General features: G+C 69.0%; 14 protein-coding genes. 8 read left to right on the top strand and 6 right to left on the bottom strand.

Annotation, left to right across the window (positions count from 1 at the left end):
* Positions 1-101: 101 nt before the first annotated feature.
* The 6 genes from ABD154_RS00300 to ABD154_RS00275 all read right to left on the bottom strand — a co-directional run bounded on the left by ABD154_RS00300 (position 102) and on the right by ABD154_RS00275 (position 6,972).
* Entirely contained in the window at positions 102-809 is a 708-nt protein-coding gene (locus tag ABD154_RS00300) for a response regulator transcription factor (protein ID WP_344249277.1), read from the bottom strand.
* A 32-nt stretch (positions 810-841) separates the two neighbouring features.
* A complete protein-coding gene (locus ABD154_RS00295; protein ID WP_344249275.1) occupies positions 842-2,389 on the bottom strand; it encodes a sensor histidine kinase in 1,548 nt (515 codons plus the stop codon).
* A 215-nt stretch (positions 2,390-2,604) separates the two neighbouring features.
* Positions 2,605-3,969, bottom strand: a complete 1,365-nt coding sequence (gene gabT / locus ABD154_RS00290) for a 4-aminobutyrate--2-oxoglutarate transaminase (RefSeq protein WP_344249273.1) — start codon at positions 3,967-3,969, stop codon at positions 2,605-2,607.
* A gap of 221 nt (positions 3,970-4,190) precedes the next feature.
* Positions 4,191-5,366, bottom strand: coding sequence for a CAF17-like 4Fe-4S cluster assembly/insertion protein YgfZ (ygfZ, locus tag ABD154_RS00285; RefSeq protein WP_344249271.1), 1,176 nt, complete (start codon positions 5,364-5,366; stop codon positions 4,191-4,193).
* A gap of 1 nt (position 5,367) precedes the next feature.
* On the bottom strand, positions 5,368-5,967 hold the full coding sequence (locus ABD154_RS00280) for a heme-binding beta-barrel domain-containing protein (protein ID WP_198499649.1): 600 nt from the start codon (positions 5,965-5,967) through the stop codon (positions 5,368-5,370).
* A gap of 201 nt (positions 5,968-6,168) precedes the next feature.
* Complete coding sequence (locus ABD154_RS00275) at positions 6,169-6,972, bottom strand: ammonia permease (protein ID WP_344249268.1); 804 nt, start codon at positions 6,970-6,972, stop codon at positions 6,169-6,171.
* Between the two features lie 192 nt (positions 6,973-7,164).
* Between ABD154_RS00275 and ABD154_RS00270 the strand changes: the two genes are divergently transcribed.
* From ABD154_RS00270 to pstB, 8 genes are all read left to right on the top strand, one after another.
* Positions 7,165-7,995, top strand: a complete 831-nt coding sequence (locus ABD154_RS00270; protein WP_344249266.1) for a winged helix-turn-helix domain-containing protein — start codon at positions 7,165-7,167, stop codon at positions 7,993-7,995.
* A complete protein-coding gene (gene mshD / locus ABD154_RS00265) occupies positions 7,992-9,026 on the top strand; it encodes a mycothiol synthase (protein WP_344249264.1) in 1,035 nt (344 codons plus the stop codon). The genes ABD154_RS00270 and mshD overlap by 4 nt, the downstream gene beginning before the upstream one ends.
* Positions 9,019-11,163 carry an RNA degradosome polyphosphate kinase gene (locus tag ABD154_RS00260; RefSeq protein ID WP_344249262.1) on the top strand — a complete coding sequence of 715 codons (2,145 nt, stop codon included), beginning with the start codon at positions 9,019-9,021 and terminating at the stop codon, positions 11,161-11,163. The genes mshD and ABD154_RS00260 overlap by 8 nt, the downstream gene beginning before the upstream one ends.
* A complete protein-coding gene (locus ABD154_RS00255; RefSeq protein WP_344249260.1) occupies positions 11,160-12,134 on the top strand; it encodes an NUDIX hydrolase in 975 nt (324 codons plus the stop codon). The genes ABD154_RS00260 and ABD154_RS00255 overlap by 4 nt, the downstream gene beginning before the upstream one ends.
* A 283-nt stretch (positions 12,135-12,417) precedes the next feature.
* Positions 12,418-13,521, top strand: a complete 1,104-nt coding sequence (gene pstS / locus ABD154_RS00250) for a phosphate ABC transporter substrate-binding protein PstS (RefSeq protein WP_344249258.1) — start codon at positions 12,418-12,420, stop codon at positions 13,519-13,521.
* Positions 13,522-13,748: 227 nt separating this feature from the next.
* A complete protein-coding gene (gene pstC, locus ABD154_RS00245; protein WP_198500788.1) occupies positions 13,749-14,639 on the top strand; it encodes a phosphate ABC transporter permease subunit PstC in 891 nt (296 codons plus the stop codon).
* Positions 14,640-14,641: 2 nt separating this feature from the next.
* Entirely contained in the window at positions 14,642-15,781 is a 1,140-nt protein-coding gene (pstA, locus tag ABD154_RS00240; protein WP_376871462.1) for a phosphate ABC transporter permease PstA, read from the top strand.
* Between the two features lie 109 nt (positions 15,782-15,890).
* Positions 15,891-16,670, top strand: a complete 780-nt coding sequence (gene pstB, locus ABD154_RS00235; RefSeq protein WP_198499655.1) for a phosphate ABC transporter ATP-binding protein PstB — start codon at positions 15,891-15,893, stop codon at positions 16,668-16,670.
* Positions 16,671-16,930: the final 260 nt, after the last annotated feature.

Below are 16,930 nucleotides of genomic sequence, written 5' to 3'. Positions count from 1 at the left end.
CTCGGGCGAGCCTGTCATCGCCTAAAAGGATGAAATCGCCGGGTGAGCTTCAGGTGAGCCTCGGTGCCCCCGCCTCGCCTCACTCCGGCGAGCAGAACGTCTCACTCCGGCGAGTAGAACTTGAACTGGATCGCGCGGACGACGACCTGCGCGAGGTTCTTCGCACCGAGCTTGATCCGCAGATTCCGCGCATGCGACTTCACGGTGTGCAACGAGACGAACTGCGCCTCGGCGATCTCGCCGTAGTCCATCCCCGCACACAGCTGCCGCAGGAGGATGAGCTCCTTGTCGGTGAGGACGGGCGCCGCCTCGGGGGCTTCGTGCAGCGGATCGCCGCTGAGCACGATGTCGGCGGCGAGTGAGCGCAGCAGCGCCGGCGAATCCCCGCCGAGCGCGGCCTTGACGACGCCGACGAGCTCCGCGTCCGAGGCCGTCTTGTTCACCGCGGCCAGGGCACCGGCCTCGAGGGCGCGCGCGATCCCCGGCCCCGGGGAGACCGTCGTGAGGAGGACGATCCGCGCGCTCGGCTCGACCTCGATGATCTGCGCGGTCGCATCGACCCCGCTCATCCCCGGCGGCATGTTGACGTCCATGAGCACGAGGTCGGGACGGAACCGGATGAACGCCTCGACCGCATCCTCCCCCGAATGGCGGGGGTCGAGCACCTCGAGCGTCCCATCGTCGCTGAGCGCCGCGGCGATCGCCCGCGTCGTCCACCGGTCATCATCGACGATGAGCACCGAGGCGGGGCCGGGGTGTGCGGGAACGCGCGGTGCCGGCTCCCCCGCCTCCGGGCCGGTTCGGCTCATGCGCGTCGGGCCGGTCCCGCTCACGCGCGACGTCATCCGCGACGGCTTCCGCTGTGCTGCCGTTCCCCGTGCGCGGGCTCCGAGCGCAGGCGCAGCTCGTCGCTGCCAGCGGCACCCGACATCGAGAGCGCCCCGGTCGCCGAGTGCTCCGGCGAACGGACACCGGACTCGCCGCGGCTGGAAAGCGCACGGTCGTCGGCAGAGGTGCGCACGTCCGTCAGCCCATCAGGGCCGGCAGAACCGCCGTCCCCGGAACCGCCGCGCGGACCGGCACCATCGCGCGGCCCGGAACCACCACGCTCCCCGGCACCGTCGACACGCGCCACCTCAGCGAAATTCTCACTCACGCATTCGGCGGCACCGCGCTTACCGGCACCGCGGTCCCCGGCAGCCGCCTCGGCGCCGTCACCGCTCAGCCGCACCGGATGGACCACCTCGACGACGACCCGACCATCGGGGGCCGTCGCCACCGTGCAGTCCCCGCCGAGGGCCTGCGCGCGCACCTGCAGCGAGCGCGGCACGACGGTGAGATCCGCCTCGGCGCTGTTGATGCTGCGGTAGTGGAGGTCGACGCGGTCGGTCGCACTGCGCAGCGCGGCGACATCGAGGCGGGACTCCGTGCCGGGCGTCGAGTAGCGGATGACGTTCGTCGCGAGTTCGAGGATGAAGGCCGTGAAATGCTCGCCGACCTCGCAGGAGGCATGAGCGGGGAGGTCACCGACCGTCGTCGCCAGCCGCACGCCGCCGGCCGCGCTGCCGTCCCTGATCGCCGAGGTGAGGAGGTAGGCCTCGGCCTGCAGTTCGATCCGCGAGGTGTCGGGAGCATCCGCCTGCAGGCGACCGATGAGCTGGCGCAGGCGCTTCGAGGCCTCCGCGTTGACCATCGCGAGCTCGGCGATCATCCGATCCGTGCCCGGGGCCTGCGGGGCCCGGCCGAGGGACTTGATGATCGCGGCCTCTGTGGACAGGGAATGGGAGATCGTGTCGTGGGTGTCGGAGGTGAAGCGCGTGCGCAGCGCCTCCACGGTGCGCGCATGCTCGCGGGCCGCCGTCTCGCGTCGGGTGATCTCGCGTCGGAAGCGCAGTTCGATGAACCCGGCCGCGAGGCCGAGCACCGAGGTCATCAGCCACCCGTAGCCGAGGTCGATGAGTCCCGGCAGCCCCTCGTCGTAGGCGCCGACCTGCGTCGCGACCCCGATGTAGGCGAGCAGGCCGAGCGACGCCGCCGCGAACGACCACCAGCGGAAATAGCTGAGCAGGACGCCTGCGGAGAGGATGAGCGCCTCGGGGAACATGTTCTCGAGGTCGGGGTAGAGCCACAGGTAGCCGATGCCGGCCGCTGTGGCGATGAGCGCCACCGTCCGCGGCGCGAACGGCGTGACGATGAGCAGCGCATACGCGGCGATGAGCAGGCCGACGTAGAGCGGTTCGTCGGTCTCGAACGACCCGGGGACGACGACCGTGAGGCCCATGATGAGGGCGAGGGCGCGAATCGGCAGATCGACGAAGCGGGGGCCGCGCAGGAATCCCCACACGCGCGCCCAGCGGCCCTCCGGCCGCTCGTCTGTCGTCGCACCCATGACTATAAGTGTCCTACATTTGCGGCGAATTCGCAGGAAGAGCGCACACGACCCTGCTCACACCGGCGTGGTCTCCCCACGGCGGGCCGATGAGGCCTCCGCGGGGAGTCCGGGTGAGCAGGGTCGTGACAGGAGCGGCGAATCAGCGTCCGGCAGCGGCAAGCAGCGCCGTCCCGGACGGCGACGACGCGGCGTTCACCACCGCCGAACAGGTGTCAGCCGAGGAGTTCGGCGAGGCCCGCCTCGAGGACGTCGAACGCATCGCCCAGCAGCTCGTCGGAGATCGTCAGCGGCGGCAGGAACCGCAGGACGTTGCCGAAGGTGCCCGTCGTGAGGACGAGGACGCCGTTCTTCGCCGCATAGGCCGCGAGATCCTTGACGAGTTCGGGGTTCGGGTCGATCGAGTCGCGACCCACGAACTCAGCGGCGACCATCGCCCCGCGGCCGCGGATGTCGCCGATCTCCGGGTACGTGTCCTGGAGCTTGACGAGGCGGTCGGTGATGAGCTCGCCGATCTGCGTCGCCCGCTCGAGGAGACCGTCGTTCTCGTACGCCTCGATCGCGCCGAGGGCAGCCGCACACGCGGTGGGGTTGCCGCCGTAGGTGCCGCCGAGGCGGCCGGGACCGACCGAATCCATGATCTCCGCGCGACCGGTGACCGCCGAGAGCGGCAGACCGCCGGCGATGCCCTTCGCGGTGGTGATGAGATCGGGGACGATCTCCTCCCACTCGCTGGCGAACATCTTGCCGGTGCGGGCGAAGCCGGCCTGAACCTCGTCGGCGACGAAGACGATGCCGTTCTCACGCGCGTACTCGACGAGCGTCGGGAGGAAGCCCTCGGCCGGGACGATGAAGCCGCCCTCGCCCTGGATGGGCTCAATGACGATCGCGGCGACGTTCTCCGCACCGATCTGCTTGTCGATCATCGTCATCACGCGCTTGGCCGCCTCTTCGCCGCTGACCTTCGTGCCGGCGGCATCGTTGTCGCGGAAGGGGTATGACATGGGCGCGCGGTAGACTTCACCGGCGAACGGGCCGAACCCGGCCTTGTAGGGATGAGCCTTCGCGGTCATCGCCATCGTGAGGTTGGTGCGACCGTGGTACGCGTGGTCGAAGACGACGACCGCGTCGCGGTTCGTGTGCGCGCGGGCGATCTTCACGGCGTTCTCGACCGCCTCGGCGCCGGAGTTGAGGAGCACGGTGCGCTTCTCGTGGTCACCGGGGGTGAGACGGTTGAGCGCCTCGGCGACCTCGACGTAGCTCTCGTAGGGGTTGACCATGAAGCACGTGTGCGTGAACGCCTCGAGCTGTTCGGTCGCGGCCTTGACGACGCGGGGGTTCGCGTTGCCCGCGGTGGTCACGGCGATGCCGGATCCCAGGTCGACGAGCTGATTGCCGTCGACGTCCTTGAGGATTCCTCCGCCTGCGGCGACCACGTAGGCCGGAAGGCTCGATCCGACGCCGGTCGCGACGGCGGTCGATCGCCGGGCCTCGATCTCACGGGACTTCGGTCCCGGGATCTCGGTGACGATCTTGCGTTCCTGCGGCAGAGCTTCGCCGCCAATTTCCAAAGCTGTCATAACGGGAACAATAGAGTGTGGCGACGGTTCTTGTCATTCCGAGTCCGGCAGGTGAGCAGAACCCGCAATCAGGGGCCCGGAGAGGTGCGGAATCCGTCGTCACGCCTCTGCCGCGACCGACGTCATTCCGGGGTCACCCGCACGTCCTCTGAGCACGGTTGATCCCCGCGCCGAGGCGGCCGCCGGGCGCGCTCGCGCGTGCCCTCACGCGACCTGCCGGCTCAGCGGTGCTGATTCCGCATGTCGACATCCTTGTTCCGCCCCGGCAGGCTGCGTTCGCGTCCGCGTTCGGGGGCGACGATGATCTCCTGTGCCCCGGTGACGATCCCGCCCTCGCCGAGGTCGACGGTGAGCGGGGCGTCGGCGGCGACGGTGCGCTTGACGACGGCGAGGCCGATCGGCCCGAGCTCGTAGTGCTGGGCCACCGAGGTCAGCTCCCCGACAGGACGCTGCGTGCCGCGCACAGTGCTCATCACCTCGGCGCCGGGGTCGGGATGGATGTGGCCCGAACCGTCGAGGTGGACGAAGACGAGGCGCCGAGGCGGCTGTCCGAGGTTGTGGACCCGGGCCACCGCCTCCTGACCGCGGTAGCAGCCCTTCGCGAGGTGGACTGAGGTGCGGAGCAGGTCGAGCTCGCCGACGAGCGACTTGTGGTCGATCTCGCTGCGTCCCGGCCGCCACGCGGCCACGCGCAGGGCCTCCCAGGAGTCGAAGCCGGCCATCCGGAACTCGCTCGCCGAGGTGGTCGCGAGCTCCGCGCGGGCGACGATGCCGATGACGAAGGGGGTCTCGAGACCGGGATGCTCGCTGCCGGCGACATCGAGTCCGAGGTCGACCTCGGCGTAGGAGGCGGATCCGGTGCCGATGTGCGGCCACGGATCGGCCCAGACCTGCGTCACGGGCAGGGCCTCGGGCAGGGTGCGGATCGCGCCGATCGCCTGGTAGTCGGCGCTGACGTCCTCGATCGTCACCCGCATCATGAAGACCATGCGGCGGAGGAAGTCGAGGGTCTCGTCGGTGCGCAGATCGCTGAGCGCCCAGAGCGCTTCGCCGTCGTCGATGAGCTTGAGCCAGCCCTCGATGCGCCCGTTGGGGTCGAGGACGAGGGTCTCGGTCGCGATCCCCGGGGTCAGGGTGTCGAGCTTCTGCGTCGTGATCGAGTTGAGCCAGGTGAGCCGGTCGGCGCCGGTGAGGCGGAGGACGCGGAGGTGGGCGAGGTCGACGATCGCGCCGCGTTCGGCGAGCGCCCGCTGTTCGCGCAGCGGCTCACCGTAGTGCATCGGGGTCTGCGCCAGATCACCGGTGCCGAGGACCGCGGACGAGCTCAGTCCGCGCGGCAGCGAGGAAGGGCGCGGGGGTGTCGCGGTGTCTGGGTCCGGAGTCGGGTTCCCGGTCATCTCAGCTGAGCTTCTTCAGCCTCGCCGAGGAGTGGGTGGCGAGTTCGTGGCCGAGGGCGGCCATGTCCCACGCCCACATGAGTTCGCCGCCGACGAGTCCGTACATCCGCGTCGAGGCGGTGTACTCCTTCGCGGTCTTCGTCCGGGCGACGACGTCGGTGGAGAGGTCGATGCGCGGGCCCTTGACGTAGCCGGCGTAGAGCTCCATGACACCGTGCGGGTGGACGATCTCGGCTTCGATCTCGAAGGCGTCGTCGTTCGTCCGCAGGGTCTCGACGGCCGCCGCCGAGGTGAAGCTCGGCTCCTCGGTGGGCACGAGCATGCCCGGTCCGACGTCGCCGTTGTCGCGGGGGCGCACGAGCTGCCAGATGCCGGTCTCCAGGGTGAGCGTCGCGTCGAGCTCGCCCTCCTCGGTGAGCAGCCACGCATGCGCGGTGTACTGGAGGTACGGGGTTCCCGGGTGCGCGACGAACTCGATGCGCTGGCCGAACTGCTTCTCAGGGGTGTCGGCGTATCCGACGACGCCGACGCCTTCCCACGAGCCGATGAGCCACGAGAGGGGAACGAGTTCCGGGTTGACGGAGGCGTCGATCTCGATCATGTGTCTCAGCGATTCACGACGATGAGGGACTTGACGACCTTGTAGGCGACGCCGAGGGCGCCGAGGGCGGCAACGCCGACGAGTCCGGAGAAGACGATTTCGAGAAGCACGAGGTTTTCTTCCATGCCGTCGAGTCTACAGTCCCGTCCCTGACCTCAGCCAACCGCTCGGCCGCGGCAGGTGACCCAGCAAGGATGGTGACTAGAGGGCGATGCGCTCGAGGGCGTAGACGACGACACCGCCGAGGGCGATGGGGGTGGCGCCGAGGGCGAGCTGGACGGCGAAGCTGCGGGCCTTCTCGACGTTGCGCTTGGCCGCGAGGTTCTGCGCGAGCTCGAGGTTGGTCGCCTGATACCTCGCGTACGCGATGAGCCCGAGCATCCGGTCGACACCGGCGACGAGGAGGCCCATGACGGCGCCGAGGACGAGGGCGATCGGCAGCCCGATCGTCGAATCGAGGACGAGCACGGACACGATCCCCGCACTCGCTGTGGCCATCGCCACCGCGAGCGGCGAGGTGTAGATCGCCGGCCACGGCAGCGCGGTCATGCATTCGGCGACGATGAGGGCGGCGAGGCCGACGACGATGACCTGCTTGTCACCGGGCACCGTCGCCGCCGCCACCCATGTGCTCGCCGAGAGGACGATGACGACGCCGGCGACCTGCGCCGACACGTTCGCCACGGCGTCCGAGGCGCCCATGCCGCGGGTGAGGTTCTGGACGAAGGTCCACAGCAGTCCGAGGCCGGCGAGCACCGGCAGCCAGTCGAGGTAGGGGGCGGAGTCGTCGCGCCATGCGGCGAAGAGACCCGCGAATCCGAAGAGGGCGAGCATGATCGAGGTCGCGCGCGGCTGCGGGGAGTCCGTCAGCCGCGGCCAGCCGTAGGAGACGCCGAGGACGATGAGCCCCGTCGCGAGCAGGAAGAGCGTGTAGCCCCAGTACACCGACCCGCTCAGGGCGACGGCGAGGGCAAGCGCGACTGCTACTCGTATCCATCTGATCACTCATCTATCGTGCCCTATCGGCCCGGCGTGCGACGATTCCCGCACCGCTCGGCGGCCATCTGTCCGCCGTCGTCGCCGACCGCGCGAAGCGCCGCCGACCGCCGAATGACGGGACGCCTCGCACCCGGCTGAGCACGCTCGATATACTCTCCCTCAAGCCGAACACGGAAGACCACAGGGGGCAGGCAGAGCATGAGGATCCTGCACATCTGCCCCGCCCTGGAACCCGCGACGCCACTCGTTCCGCAGTCCCTCGAATACCTCGGCCATCACGTCGAGCGCATCGGCCTCGACATGCTGGCCGCGACGACGACCGACGCCGAGGTAGCCCTCGTCGACGCGTGCCTCGACCTCTCGCTGGCCCCGCGGATCGCCGCGGCGCTCGAGACCGCGGGCCTGCGCCTGCCGATCATCGTCGTCCTCAGCGAAGGCGGGCTGGCCACGGCATCGGCGCGGTGGGCCGTCACCGACATCCTCCTCTCCACGGCCGGCCCCGCCGAGGTGGAGGCCCGGCTGCGGCTGGCCCGCGACCGCGCCGGCGCCGTGGGCGTCCCGGGCGCGATCCGCTCCGGGGCCGAGCTCGGCACCGGCGGGGTCGGGGCGAACGGGTCGGGGGCGGCGAGCGGCTGGAACGAGAACGGCGAGCCGATGGTCGTCGTCAGCGGCGCGCTGCGCATCGACGAGACCTCGTTCACCGCCGACCTCGGCGGTCGCGCGCTCGACCTCACCTACCGCGAGTTCTCCCTGCTCAAGTTCTTCGCGATGCACCCCGAGCGCGTGTTCACCCGCGACGAGATCCTCCTCGGCGTCTGGGGCGACGACTACTACGGGGGCACCCGCACCGTCGACGTCCACGTCCGCCGGCTGCGGGCGAAGCTCGGCAAGGACCTCGAGAACGCGATCCACACCGTCCGCAACGTCGGCTACCGCTTCAGCCCCGACGCCGGCGCCGAGGAGGACGAGACCCCGGACGCAGAGCCCGCAGCAGAGACCCCGTCGAGAGACACGGAGATGAGTGCATGAGAATCGTCGCGAGCGGAGCCGTCACCGGCACCCCGATCGACACCGTCACCGAGGCGGAGCTGTCCTTCCTCGATCGCGTCACCGCCCACGACGGGGCGGCGGAGATCTCCGGCGGGCTGCTCGCGATCGCCACCGGTGAGGACACCGCCCATGACGCGCAGACCGCCTCGAGCGTGTGGCGCGTCTACGACGACGCAGCGACCGCCAACGCTGGCTCAGCGTCCACCGGCGCCACCGACAGCGCAGCCACCGACGCCCCAGCCGCCCCGCTCATCGGCTTCGGCATCCGGGCCCGGCAGGGCGAGAGGCACGCCGCGGAGTTCCTCATCGACCCCGACCACCGCGGTCGCGGCCACGGCGAGGCCCTGCTCACCGCGATCCTCGCCGAGGAGCCGAGCGCCTGGTGCTGGTCGCACGGCGACGACCCGGCCGCCCGGCATCTCGCCGCCCGGCACGGCCTCAGCCGCGACCGGGTGCTCTATCAGATGCGCACCGACCCCGACCTCACGCTCGACGACCTTCCGACGGCCGCGCCGCCGGAGGGCGTGACGATCCGCTCGTTCGCCCCGGGCGACGAAGCCGGATGGCTGCGGGTCAACAACGCCGCCTTCGACTGGCACCCCGAGCAGGGTCACCAGACGCTCGACGACATCGCGTCGATCGTCGGCGCCGACGGCTTCGATCCCGCTACCGTCGTCATCGCCGCCCGCACCGTCGACGGCACCGACACCGTCATCGGCTTCCATGAGACGAAGCTCACGGACACGGAATCAGGCGACCGCCTCGGCGAGGTCTACGTCGTCGGAGTCGACCCCGGCGTCCATGCCAAGGGCGTGGGCCGGGCGCTCACGGTCGAGGGCATGCGGCGGATGGTCACGGCCGGGGCGACCGCGATCGAGCTCTACGTCGAATCGGACAACGCCCCGGCGCTAGGCTTGTACGAGCGGCTGGGATTCCACGTCGCGGTGGCGCATGTGTCGTATGCGCCGGCCACACCGGCTCAGAGCACCCAGGAGCAGTTGGATGTATGACGTCATCGCCGCCGGGCAGGAACTCGACCTGCCCTCCCCCGAGGACCGCTTCCTCGACCGGGAGCTGAGCTGGCTCGCCTTCAACGAACGCGTCCTCGACCTCGCCTCCGACCCCGAGGTGCCCCTGCTCGAACGCGTGCGCTTCCTCTCGATCTTCGCGACGAACCTCGACGAGTTCTTCATGGTCCGCGTCGCCGGGCTCAAGCGCCGCATCAACACCGGCCTCGCCGTGCCCACGGTCACCGGACGCATGCCCCACCAGGTCATGCACGCGATCAACATCCGGGCGCATGAGCTCATGACCCGGCACGCGGAGCTGCTGAAGAACGAGATCGGCCCGCTCCTCGACGCCGAGGCGATCACGAAGGTCTCGATGGACGAGCTCACCGAATCCGAGCGCGCCCGCGTCGACGAGTTCTTCGCCGGACACGTCTACCCCGTCCTCACCCCGCTCGCCGTCGATCCCGCGCACCCGTTCCCCTACATCTCGGGACTCTCCCTCAACCTCGGCGTGCTGCTGCGCTACCCGGACTCCGGCAAGGAGCTCTTCGCCCGGGTCAAGGTGCCCCCGCGTCTGCCCCGGTTCTTCAATGTCGCCGAGGTGACCGACCGACCCGCCGGACGCGACGTCCCCGCCCGCTTCGTCGCGCTCGAGGACATCATCGCCGCCCACCTCGACGCCCTGTTCGAGGGCATGGAGGTCATCCACCACTCGACGTTCCGCGTCACCCGCAACGAGGACCTCGAGGTCGAGGAGGACGACGCGGAGAACCTCCTCAAGGCGCTCGAGAAGGAGCTGCTGCGGCGTCGCTTCGGTCCGGCGGTGCGCGTCGAGATCACCGAGGACATCCACCCCCGGGTGCGGGAGATGCTCAAGGACGAACTCGGCATCGACGAGTCCGAGATCTACCAGCTGCCCACCCCGCTCGACCTCTCCGGCATGGCCGACATCGCCGATGTCCCGCGCGACGACCTCCACTTCCCGAAGATGGTCCCGCAGATGAACAAGGACCTCTCGCTGCGCGAATCGAGCGACCAGGTCGACGTGTTCGCCGCCGTGTCGAGCCGGGACATCCTCCTCCACCACCCGTACGACTCGTTCTCCACGAGCGTCCAGGCGTTCCTCGAGCAGGCGGCCGCGGACAAGAACGTCCTCGCGATCAAGCAGACGCTCTACCGCACCTCCGGCGACTCGCCGATCATCGACGCCCTCGTCGACGCCGCCCAGTCGGGCATCCAGGTCCTCGCGGTTGTCGAGATCAAGGCCCGGTTCGACGAGGAGGCCAACATCACGTGGGCCCGCAAACTCGAACGCGCCGGGGTCCACGTCGTCTACGGCATCGTCGGGCTGAAAACCCACGCGAAGCTCTCCCTCGTCGTCCGGCAGGAGGCCGAGGGGCTGGCCCGCTACTGCCACGTCGGAACCGGCAACTACCACCCGAAGACCGCGCGCCTCTACGAGGACTTCGGGCTGCTGACGAAGGACAAGGCCGTCGCCGACGATCTCACGAAGCTGTTCAACCAGCTCTCCGGCTACGCCCCGCGGGCCGAGTACTCCCGTCTCCTCGTCGCCCCCACCCGGGTGCGCGCCGGTCTCATCGAGCTCATCGAGTCCGAGATCAGGATCGCCGAGGCAGGCGGTGCCGGCAGCGTGCGGATCAAGGTGAATTCGATCGTCGACGAGGCGATCATCGACGCCCTCTACCGCGCGTCTGCGGCGGGCGTGGAGGTCGAGGTCTTCGTCCGCGGGATCTGCGCCCTGCGCCCGGGCATCCCGGGGCTGAGTGAGAACATCACCGTCCGCTCCGTGCTCGGCCGCTTCCTCGAGCACTCCCGTGCGTTCGTCTTCGGCAACGGCGGCGACCCGATCGTCTACATCGGCTCGGCGGACATGATGCATCGCAACCTCGACCGCCGGGTCGAGACGCTCATCGAACTCGTCGCCCCGAACCACAAAGCGGAGATCATCGAACTCTTCGACCTCGCGTTCGCCCCGACCACCTCGGCGTTCGAACTCGCCGGGGACGGCGTGTGGACGCGGACGACGCACGCACCCGACGGTGCGGAGCTCACCGACTACCAGACGGAGCTCATCCGCCGGCACCGCAAGCGCCGTCTGATCGGAGAGGACGCGTGAGCCCTTCGACGGTCGATTCCGCGCAGGCATCATCGCGGGTCACCGCCGACATCCTCGCCGCCGGCGCGGTGTGCTGGCGCAACGGCGCCGAGGGCATCGAGGTCGCCCTCATCCACCGGCCCCGCTACAACGACTGGTCGTGGCCCAAGGGCAAGGTCGAACCCGGGGAGACGCTGCCGGAGGCCGCGATCCGCGAGGTCAGGGAGGAGACGGGCTTCGAGATCCAGCTCGGGGTCCCCTTGCCGACGGCCGAGTACATGGTCGGCGGGCGCAACCTCAAGAAGGTCTTCTACTGGTCGGCCCAGGTCAAGGGCGAGGCGACGTTCGCGCCGCTCAACCGCCGGGAGGTCGATGAGGCCGTATGGCTGCCGATCGCGCAGGCCCGCACGAAGCTGACGTCGTATGCCGACCGCGACCAGCTCGACGCCCTCGAGAAGTACGACGAGACGGACGCGCTGCGGGCGTGGCCGCTCATCCTCGTCCGCCACGGCAAGGCGTTCCCGCGGGCGAAGTGGTACGAGACCGAGCACGTCCGCCCCCTGCTCGCCCTCGGCACCCGGCAGGCGATGGCGCTGACCGGCCTGCTCGCGGCGTGGGAGGTGAAGAAGCTCGTCTCGAGTCCGTGGAAGCGGTGCGTGGCGACCCTCGCCCCGTTCTCCGCGGCGACCGGCAAGTCGATCAAGAAGGTCGCCACACTCAGCGAGAAGGCGACCGCCGCGAACCCGGAGAAGACCGCGCGCTACATCGAGAAGCTGCTCGAGAAGGGCAGACCGACGGCGTTCTGCACGCACCGACCCGTGCTGCCGACGATCCTCGAGGTCTTCGCCCGGCACTCCCCCAAGCGCATCGCCCAGACCCTGCCGACCGACGATCCCTACCTCAAACCCGGAGAGATCCTCGTCGCCTACGTCCGGCCCGGCACGGTCCCGCGCATCGTCGACGTCGAGCGATTCCGCCCCATCGACGCGTGAGCGCGACGCCGGGCGAGGCTGTGGGCCCTGCGGCCGTGGGCTCACGGGACGAAACAGCACCGGTCACGGCACGCCCGAGGCCTGGGCACAGCAGCCTCGGCGTCGAGTCTTTCACGAATCCCCGCCCCCATGTGACCGAGCACTCAGCACGGCTCCAATGCTTCAGCTCCCATTCACCTTCCATTCACTGAGCCACTCCCCTCGCTTTACACATCATCCTTAGCGTTGTCGGTGAACGTTCGGGATCGCTCGAAAACGTGTGCTCAATCAGAAAGGCAACTTCGTGAAGCTGAAGCATCTTGCCCCCTCCGCTGCATTCCTCGCAGTCGGCGCTCTCACCCTCTCGGCGTGTGGCGGAACCTCCGCCACCGGCGAATCCGCCAGCGGCGGCGGCGAAAGCGACCTGCAGGGCACTCTCACCGGCATCGGCGCCTCCTCGCAGAAGGCGGCGATGGATGCGTGGACAGCCGACTTCACCTCCCAGAACTCCGGCGTCACGGTCAACTACTCGCCCGACGGCTCGGGAGCCGGCCGCGAGCAGTTCCTCGCCGGCAACGCGCAGTTCGCCGGTTCCGACGCCTACCTCGACGACGAAGAGATCACCCAGACGCAGGAAGTCTGCGGCCCCGACGGAGCCTTCGAGTTCCCCGTCTACATCTCCCCGATCGCCGTGGCGTTCAACGTCGAGGGCGTCGACTCGCTCAACCTCTCGCCCGCCACGATCGCCGGCATCTTCAAGGGCGACATCACGAACTGGAACGACGAGGCCATCGCCGCCGACAACCCGGATGCGACCCTGCCCGACCTCAACATCACCGCCGTGCACCGCGCCGACGACTCGGGCACCACGGAGAACTTCACCGAGTACCTCAAGGCGACCGCCGGTGACGTCTGGGACGAGGATCCCGACGGCAACTGGCCCGGCGCCTACGGCGGCGAAGCCGCCCAGGGCACCGACGGCGTCGTCCAGACCGTGACCGACACCAACGGTGCGATCGGCTACGCCGACGCCTCGGCCGTCGGTTCGCTCACCTCGGCGAAGGTCAAGGTCGGCGAGGAATTCGTCGAGCTCTCCCCGGAGGCCGCCTCGAAGGTCCTCGACGCCTCGGAGACGGTCTCGGGCCGTGGTGAGGGCGACCTCGCCTTCGACCTGGCTCGCGACACCACCGAGTCGGGCGCCTACCCGATCGTCCTCGTCTCCTACCACATCGTGTGCTCGTCCTACTCGGACCAGAACACCGTCGACATGGTCAAGGCGTGGGAGCAGTACGTCGTCTCGGAAGAGGGACAGGCCTCGGCTGCTGAGTCGGCCGGTTCCGCTCCGATCTCGAGCGACCTCCGCGACCAGATCAACTCCGTCCTCGACACCATCCAGGTCTCCGGCTGAAACTGACGCTTTGACCTGCCATTCTGTACAGTCGAAGAGCGGCGTAGCTCCCGCTACGCCGCTCTTCGGTGCCCACGATCCGCTGCGGATCCCCACCTGCGACTTGAGGAGCAGCTGTGCCGACCAGCACACAGACCACTGAGGCAGACCCGGCCGGCGCGCCTCAGCCGAGCGCCCAGGCGGCCCCGGCCAGGGCGCCCAAGGCCGTTGTCCGGCCCGGCGACCGCATCTTCTCCGGCGCGACGCTCGCCGCCGGCATCCTGATCCTTCTCACCCTGGCCGGCGTCGCCCTCTTCCTCCTCGCGCAGTCGAGCGAAACGATCGAGGCCCAGCTCACCGATCCGAGCGCGATCACCGGCGGCAACGGCTTCTTCGCCTACGTGTGGCCGCTCGTCATCGGCACGCTCGTGTCCTCGGCGATCGCCCTCGTCGTCGCGACCCCGTTCGCGCTCGGCATCGCGCTCTTCACGACGCACATGGCTCCGCGCCGGCTCGCCCCGGCCCTCGGCTACGTCATCGACCTGCTCGCCGCCATCCCCTCGGTCGTCTACGGCCTCTGGGGCCTCACGCTCGCCGGCAACCTCACCGGCTTCTACGGGTGGCTCGCAACATGGTTCGGGTGGATCCCGATCTTCGCCCCCGGCGCCGACGGCGCGATCTCGAGCACCGGTCGCACGCTGCTCACCGCCTCCCTCGTCCTCTCGATCATGATCCTGCCGATCATCACCTCGCTGACCCGCGAGATCTTCCTCCAGACCCCGCGCCTGCAGGAGGAGGCGGCGCTCGCGCTCGGCGCCACCCGCTGGGAGATGATCCGCATGGCCGTGCTCCCGTTCGGCAAGTCGGGCATCGCCTCGGCGACGATGCTCGGACTCGGCCGCGCCCTCGGTGAGACGATGGCCGTTGCGATGATCCTCTCCCCCGGCCTGCTCACCGCGTCGCTGCTCGTCAGCGGCAACCAGACCATCGCCTCGGAGATCGCGCAGAACTTCCCTGAGGCCGCAGGACTGCGCCTGTCCGAGCTCATCTCGATCGGCCTCGTCCTCTTCGTCATCACCCTGCTGGTGAACATGGCGGCCCGCGCAATCGTTGCCAAGACTTCCGTGAAGGGCAGTTGATGATGTTGACGACCTCGGACAATGCGACCACCAAGACCCGTTCGCTGACGTCGAAGCAGCTGCCCAAGGCGACCCCCTGGATCATCGCGGCGGCCTCGATCATCGTCGGCATCGGCATCACCGTCGTGGCGACCGGCGGCTTCTCCGTCGCCATCGCCGCGATCATCGCCGGCGTCATCAACCTCGCCGCGGTGCTCATCATCTCCGGCGCCTACGAGGGCCGGCGCAAAGCCGTCGACCGCGTCGCCACGACGATCGTCACCTCGACCTTCGTCCTCGCGTGCGTGCCCCTCGTATCGCTGCTGTGGCTGACCGTGTCGAAGGGCGGAGCGGCGATCAACTTCGATCTGCTCACCCGCACGATGCTCGGCATGAAGGGCGTGCTCGACCAGCAGTACGTCGCCGGTGAGGCCTCCCTGGCCGGCGGCTTCTACCACGCGATCGTCGGCACCGTGCTCATCACCTTCGCCGCCTGCGTGATCTCCATCCCGATCGGCGTGCTCACCGCGATCTACCTCGTCGAGTACGCGGGCAAGAACCGCCTCGGCAAGGCCATCACCTTCCTCGTCGACGTGATGACGGGCATCCCGTCGATCGTCGCCGGTCTCTTCGCCTTCGCGCTATTCTCGACGATCCTCGGACTCGTCATGCCGGATGCGACAGGCAGCGCGAAGACGGGCTTCACCGCCTCGGTGGCGCTGTCGGTGCTGATGATCCCGATCGTCGTGCGCAACACCGAGGAGATCCTGCGCCTGGTGCCGATGGACCTCCGTGAGGCCTCGTACGCCCTCGGCGTGCCGAAGTGGAAGACGATCGTCAAGGTCGTCCTCCCGACCTCGGTCTCCGGCATCCTCTCCGGTGTGACGATCGCGATCGCCCGCGTCATCGGCGAGACCGCCCCGATCATGGTCACCGCCGGATTCGCGAAGACGCTCAACTGGAACCTCTTCTCCGGCTGGATGTCGACGCTGCCGACCTACATCTACGATTCGCAGCTGCGACCCGTGTCCCCGGGTGATGCGGCGCTGGCGAGCTCCGAGCGCGCGTGGGCCGCGGCCCTCGTCCTCGTCATCCTCGTCATGCTCCTCAACCTGCTGGCCCGCTTCATCGCCAAGGTCCTCGCCCCCAAGGCCGGCCGATGAACTGACCGACACGCAGCCCCGGCGGGCGATGCCAGGCGCCGACCACCTCGGCGCAGATCCCCGCACCACACGCTTCACGCTTCACACGTCTCCAGAGAGGTGACACCACATGTCCAAGCAGATCGACATCAAGGATCTCGACATCTACTACGGCGACTTCCAGGCCGTCGACGATGTCTCCATGCACATCAAGCCGCGGTCGGTGACCGCGTTCATCGGCCCCTCCGGCTGCGGCAAGTCGACCGTGCTGCGCACGCTCAACCGCATGCACGAGGTCATCCCCGGCGCCAGCGTCAAGGGTGAGGTCCTCATGGACGGCAACAACATCTACGGCGCCGGCGTCGACCCGGTCAACGTCCGCCGCGAGGTCGGCATGGTCTTCCAGCGGGCCAACCCGTTCCCGACGATGAGCATCAAGGAGAACGTGCTCGCCGGGGTGCGCCTCAACAACAAGCGCATGTCGAAGACCGACGCCGACGACCTCACCGAGCGCGCGCTCAAGGGTGCGAACCTGTGGAACGAGGTCAAGGACCGTCTCAACCTGCCCGGTTCGGGACTCTCCGGCGGACAGCAGCAGCGTCTGTGCATCGCCCGGGCGATCGCCGTCGAGCCCGAGGTCCTCCTCATGGACGAGCCCTGCTCGGCCCTCGACCCGATCTCGACGCTGGCGATCGAGGACCTCATCAACGACCTCAAGGACAAGTACACGGTCGTCATCGTCACCCACAACATGCAGCAGGCCGCGCGCGTGTCGGACAAGACGGCGTTCTTCAACATCGCCGGCACCGGCAAGCCCGGCAAGCTCATCGAGTTCAACGACACCTCGACGATCTTCTCCAACCCGGACAAGGAAGAGACCGAGAACTACATCTCCGGTCGCTTCGGATGATCCTGCACCGCTGGCGGAGGCCTCGCTGACGCACTCGTCAGTGGCGGCCTCGTCGGTGGCGTTGGCGTCGCTGACGTACCGCTGAGTGAGAGAGCCGGATCGGGCATCGTGCCCGGTCCGGCTCTTCGCATCTGCCCTGCCGCCGTGCTTCCTCGGACGCCGGACGACAGTGGACTGAGCCGCTCCCCTCCGCCGAGACCGCCACTTGTCACTGAGACCGCCGGCCAGAACCGTCGGTCTCGGCGACAAGTGGCGGTCTC

Source organism: Brevibacterium sanguinis (assembly GCF_039528855.1).
Classification (GTDB): Bacteria; Actinomycetota; Actinomycetes; order Actinomycetales; family Brevibacteriaceae; genus Brevibacterium; species Brevibacterium sanguinis.
Note: the sequence above shows the minus strand (reverse complement) of the source record. Positions and strands in the feature narration are given on the sequence as shown.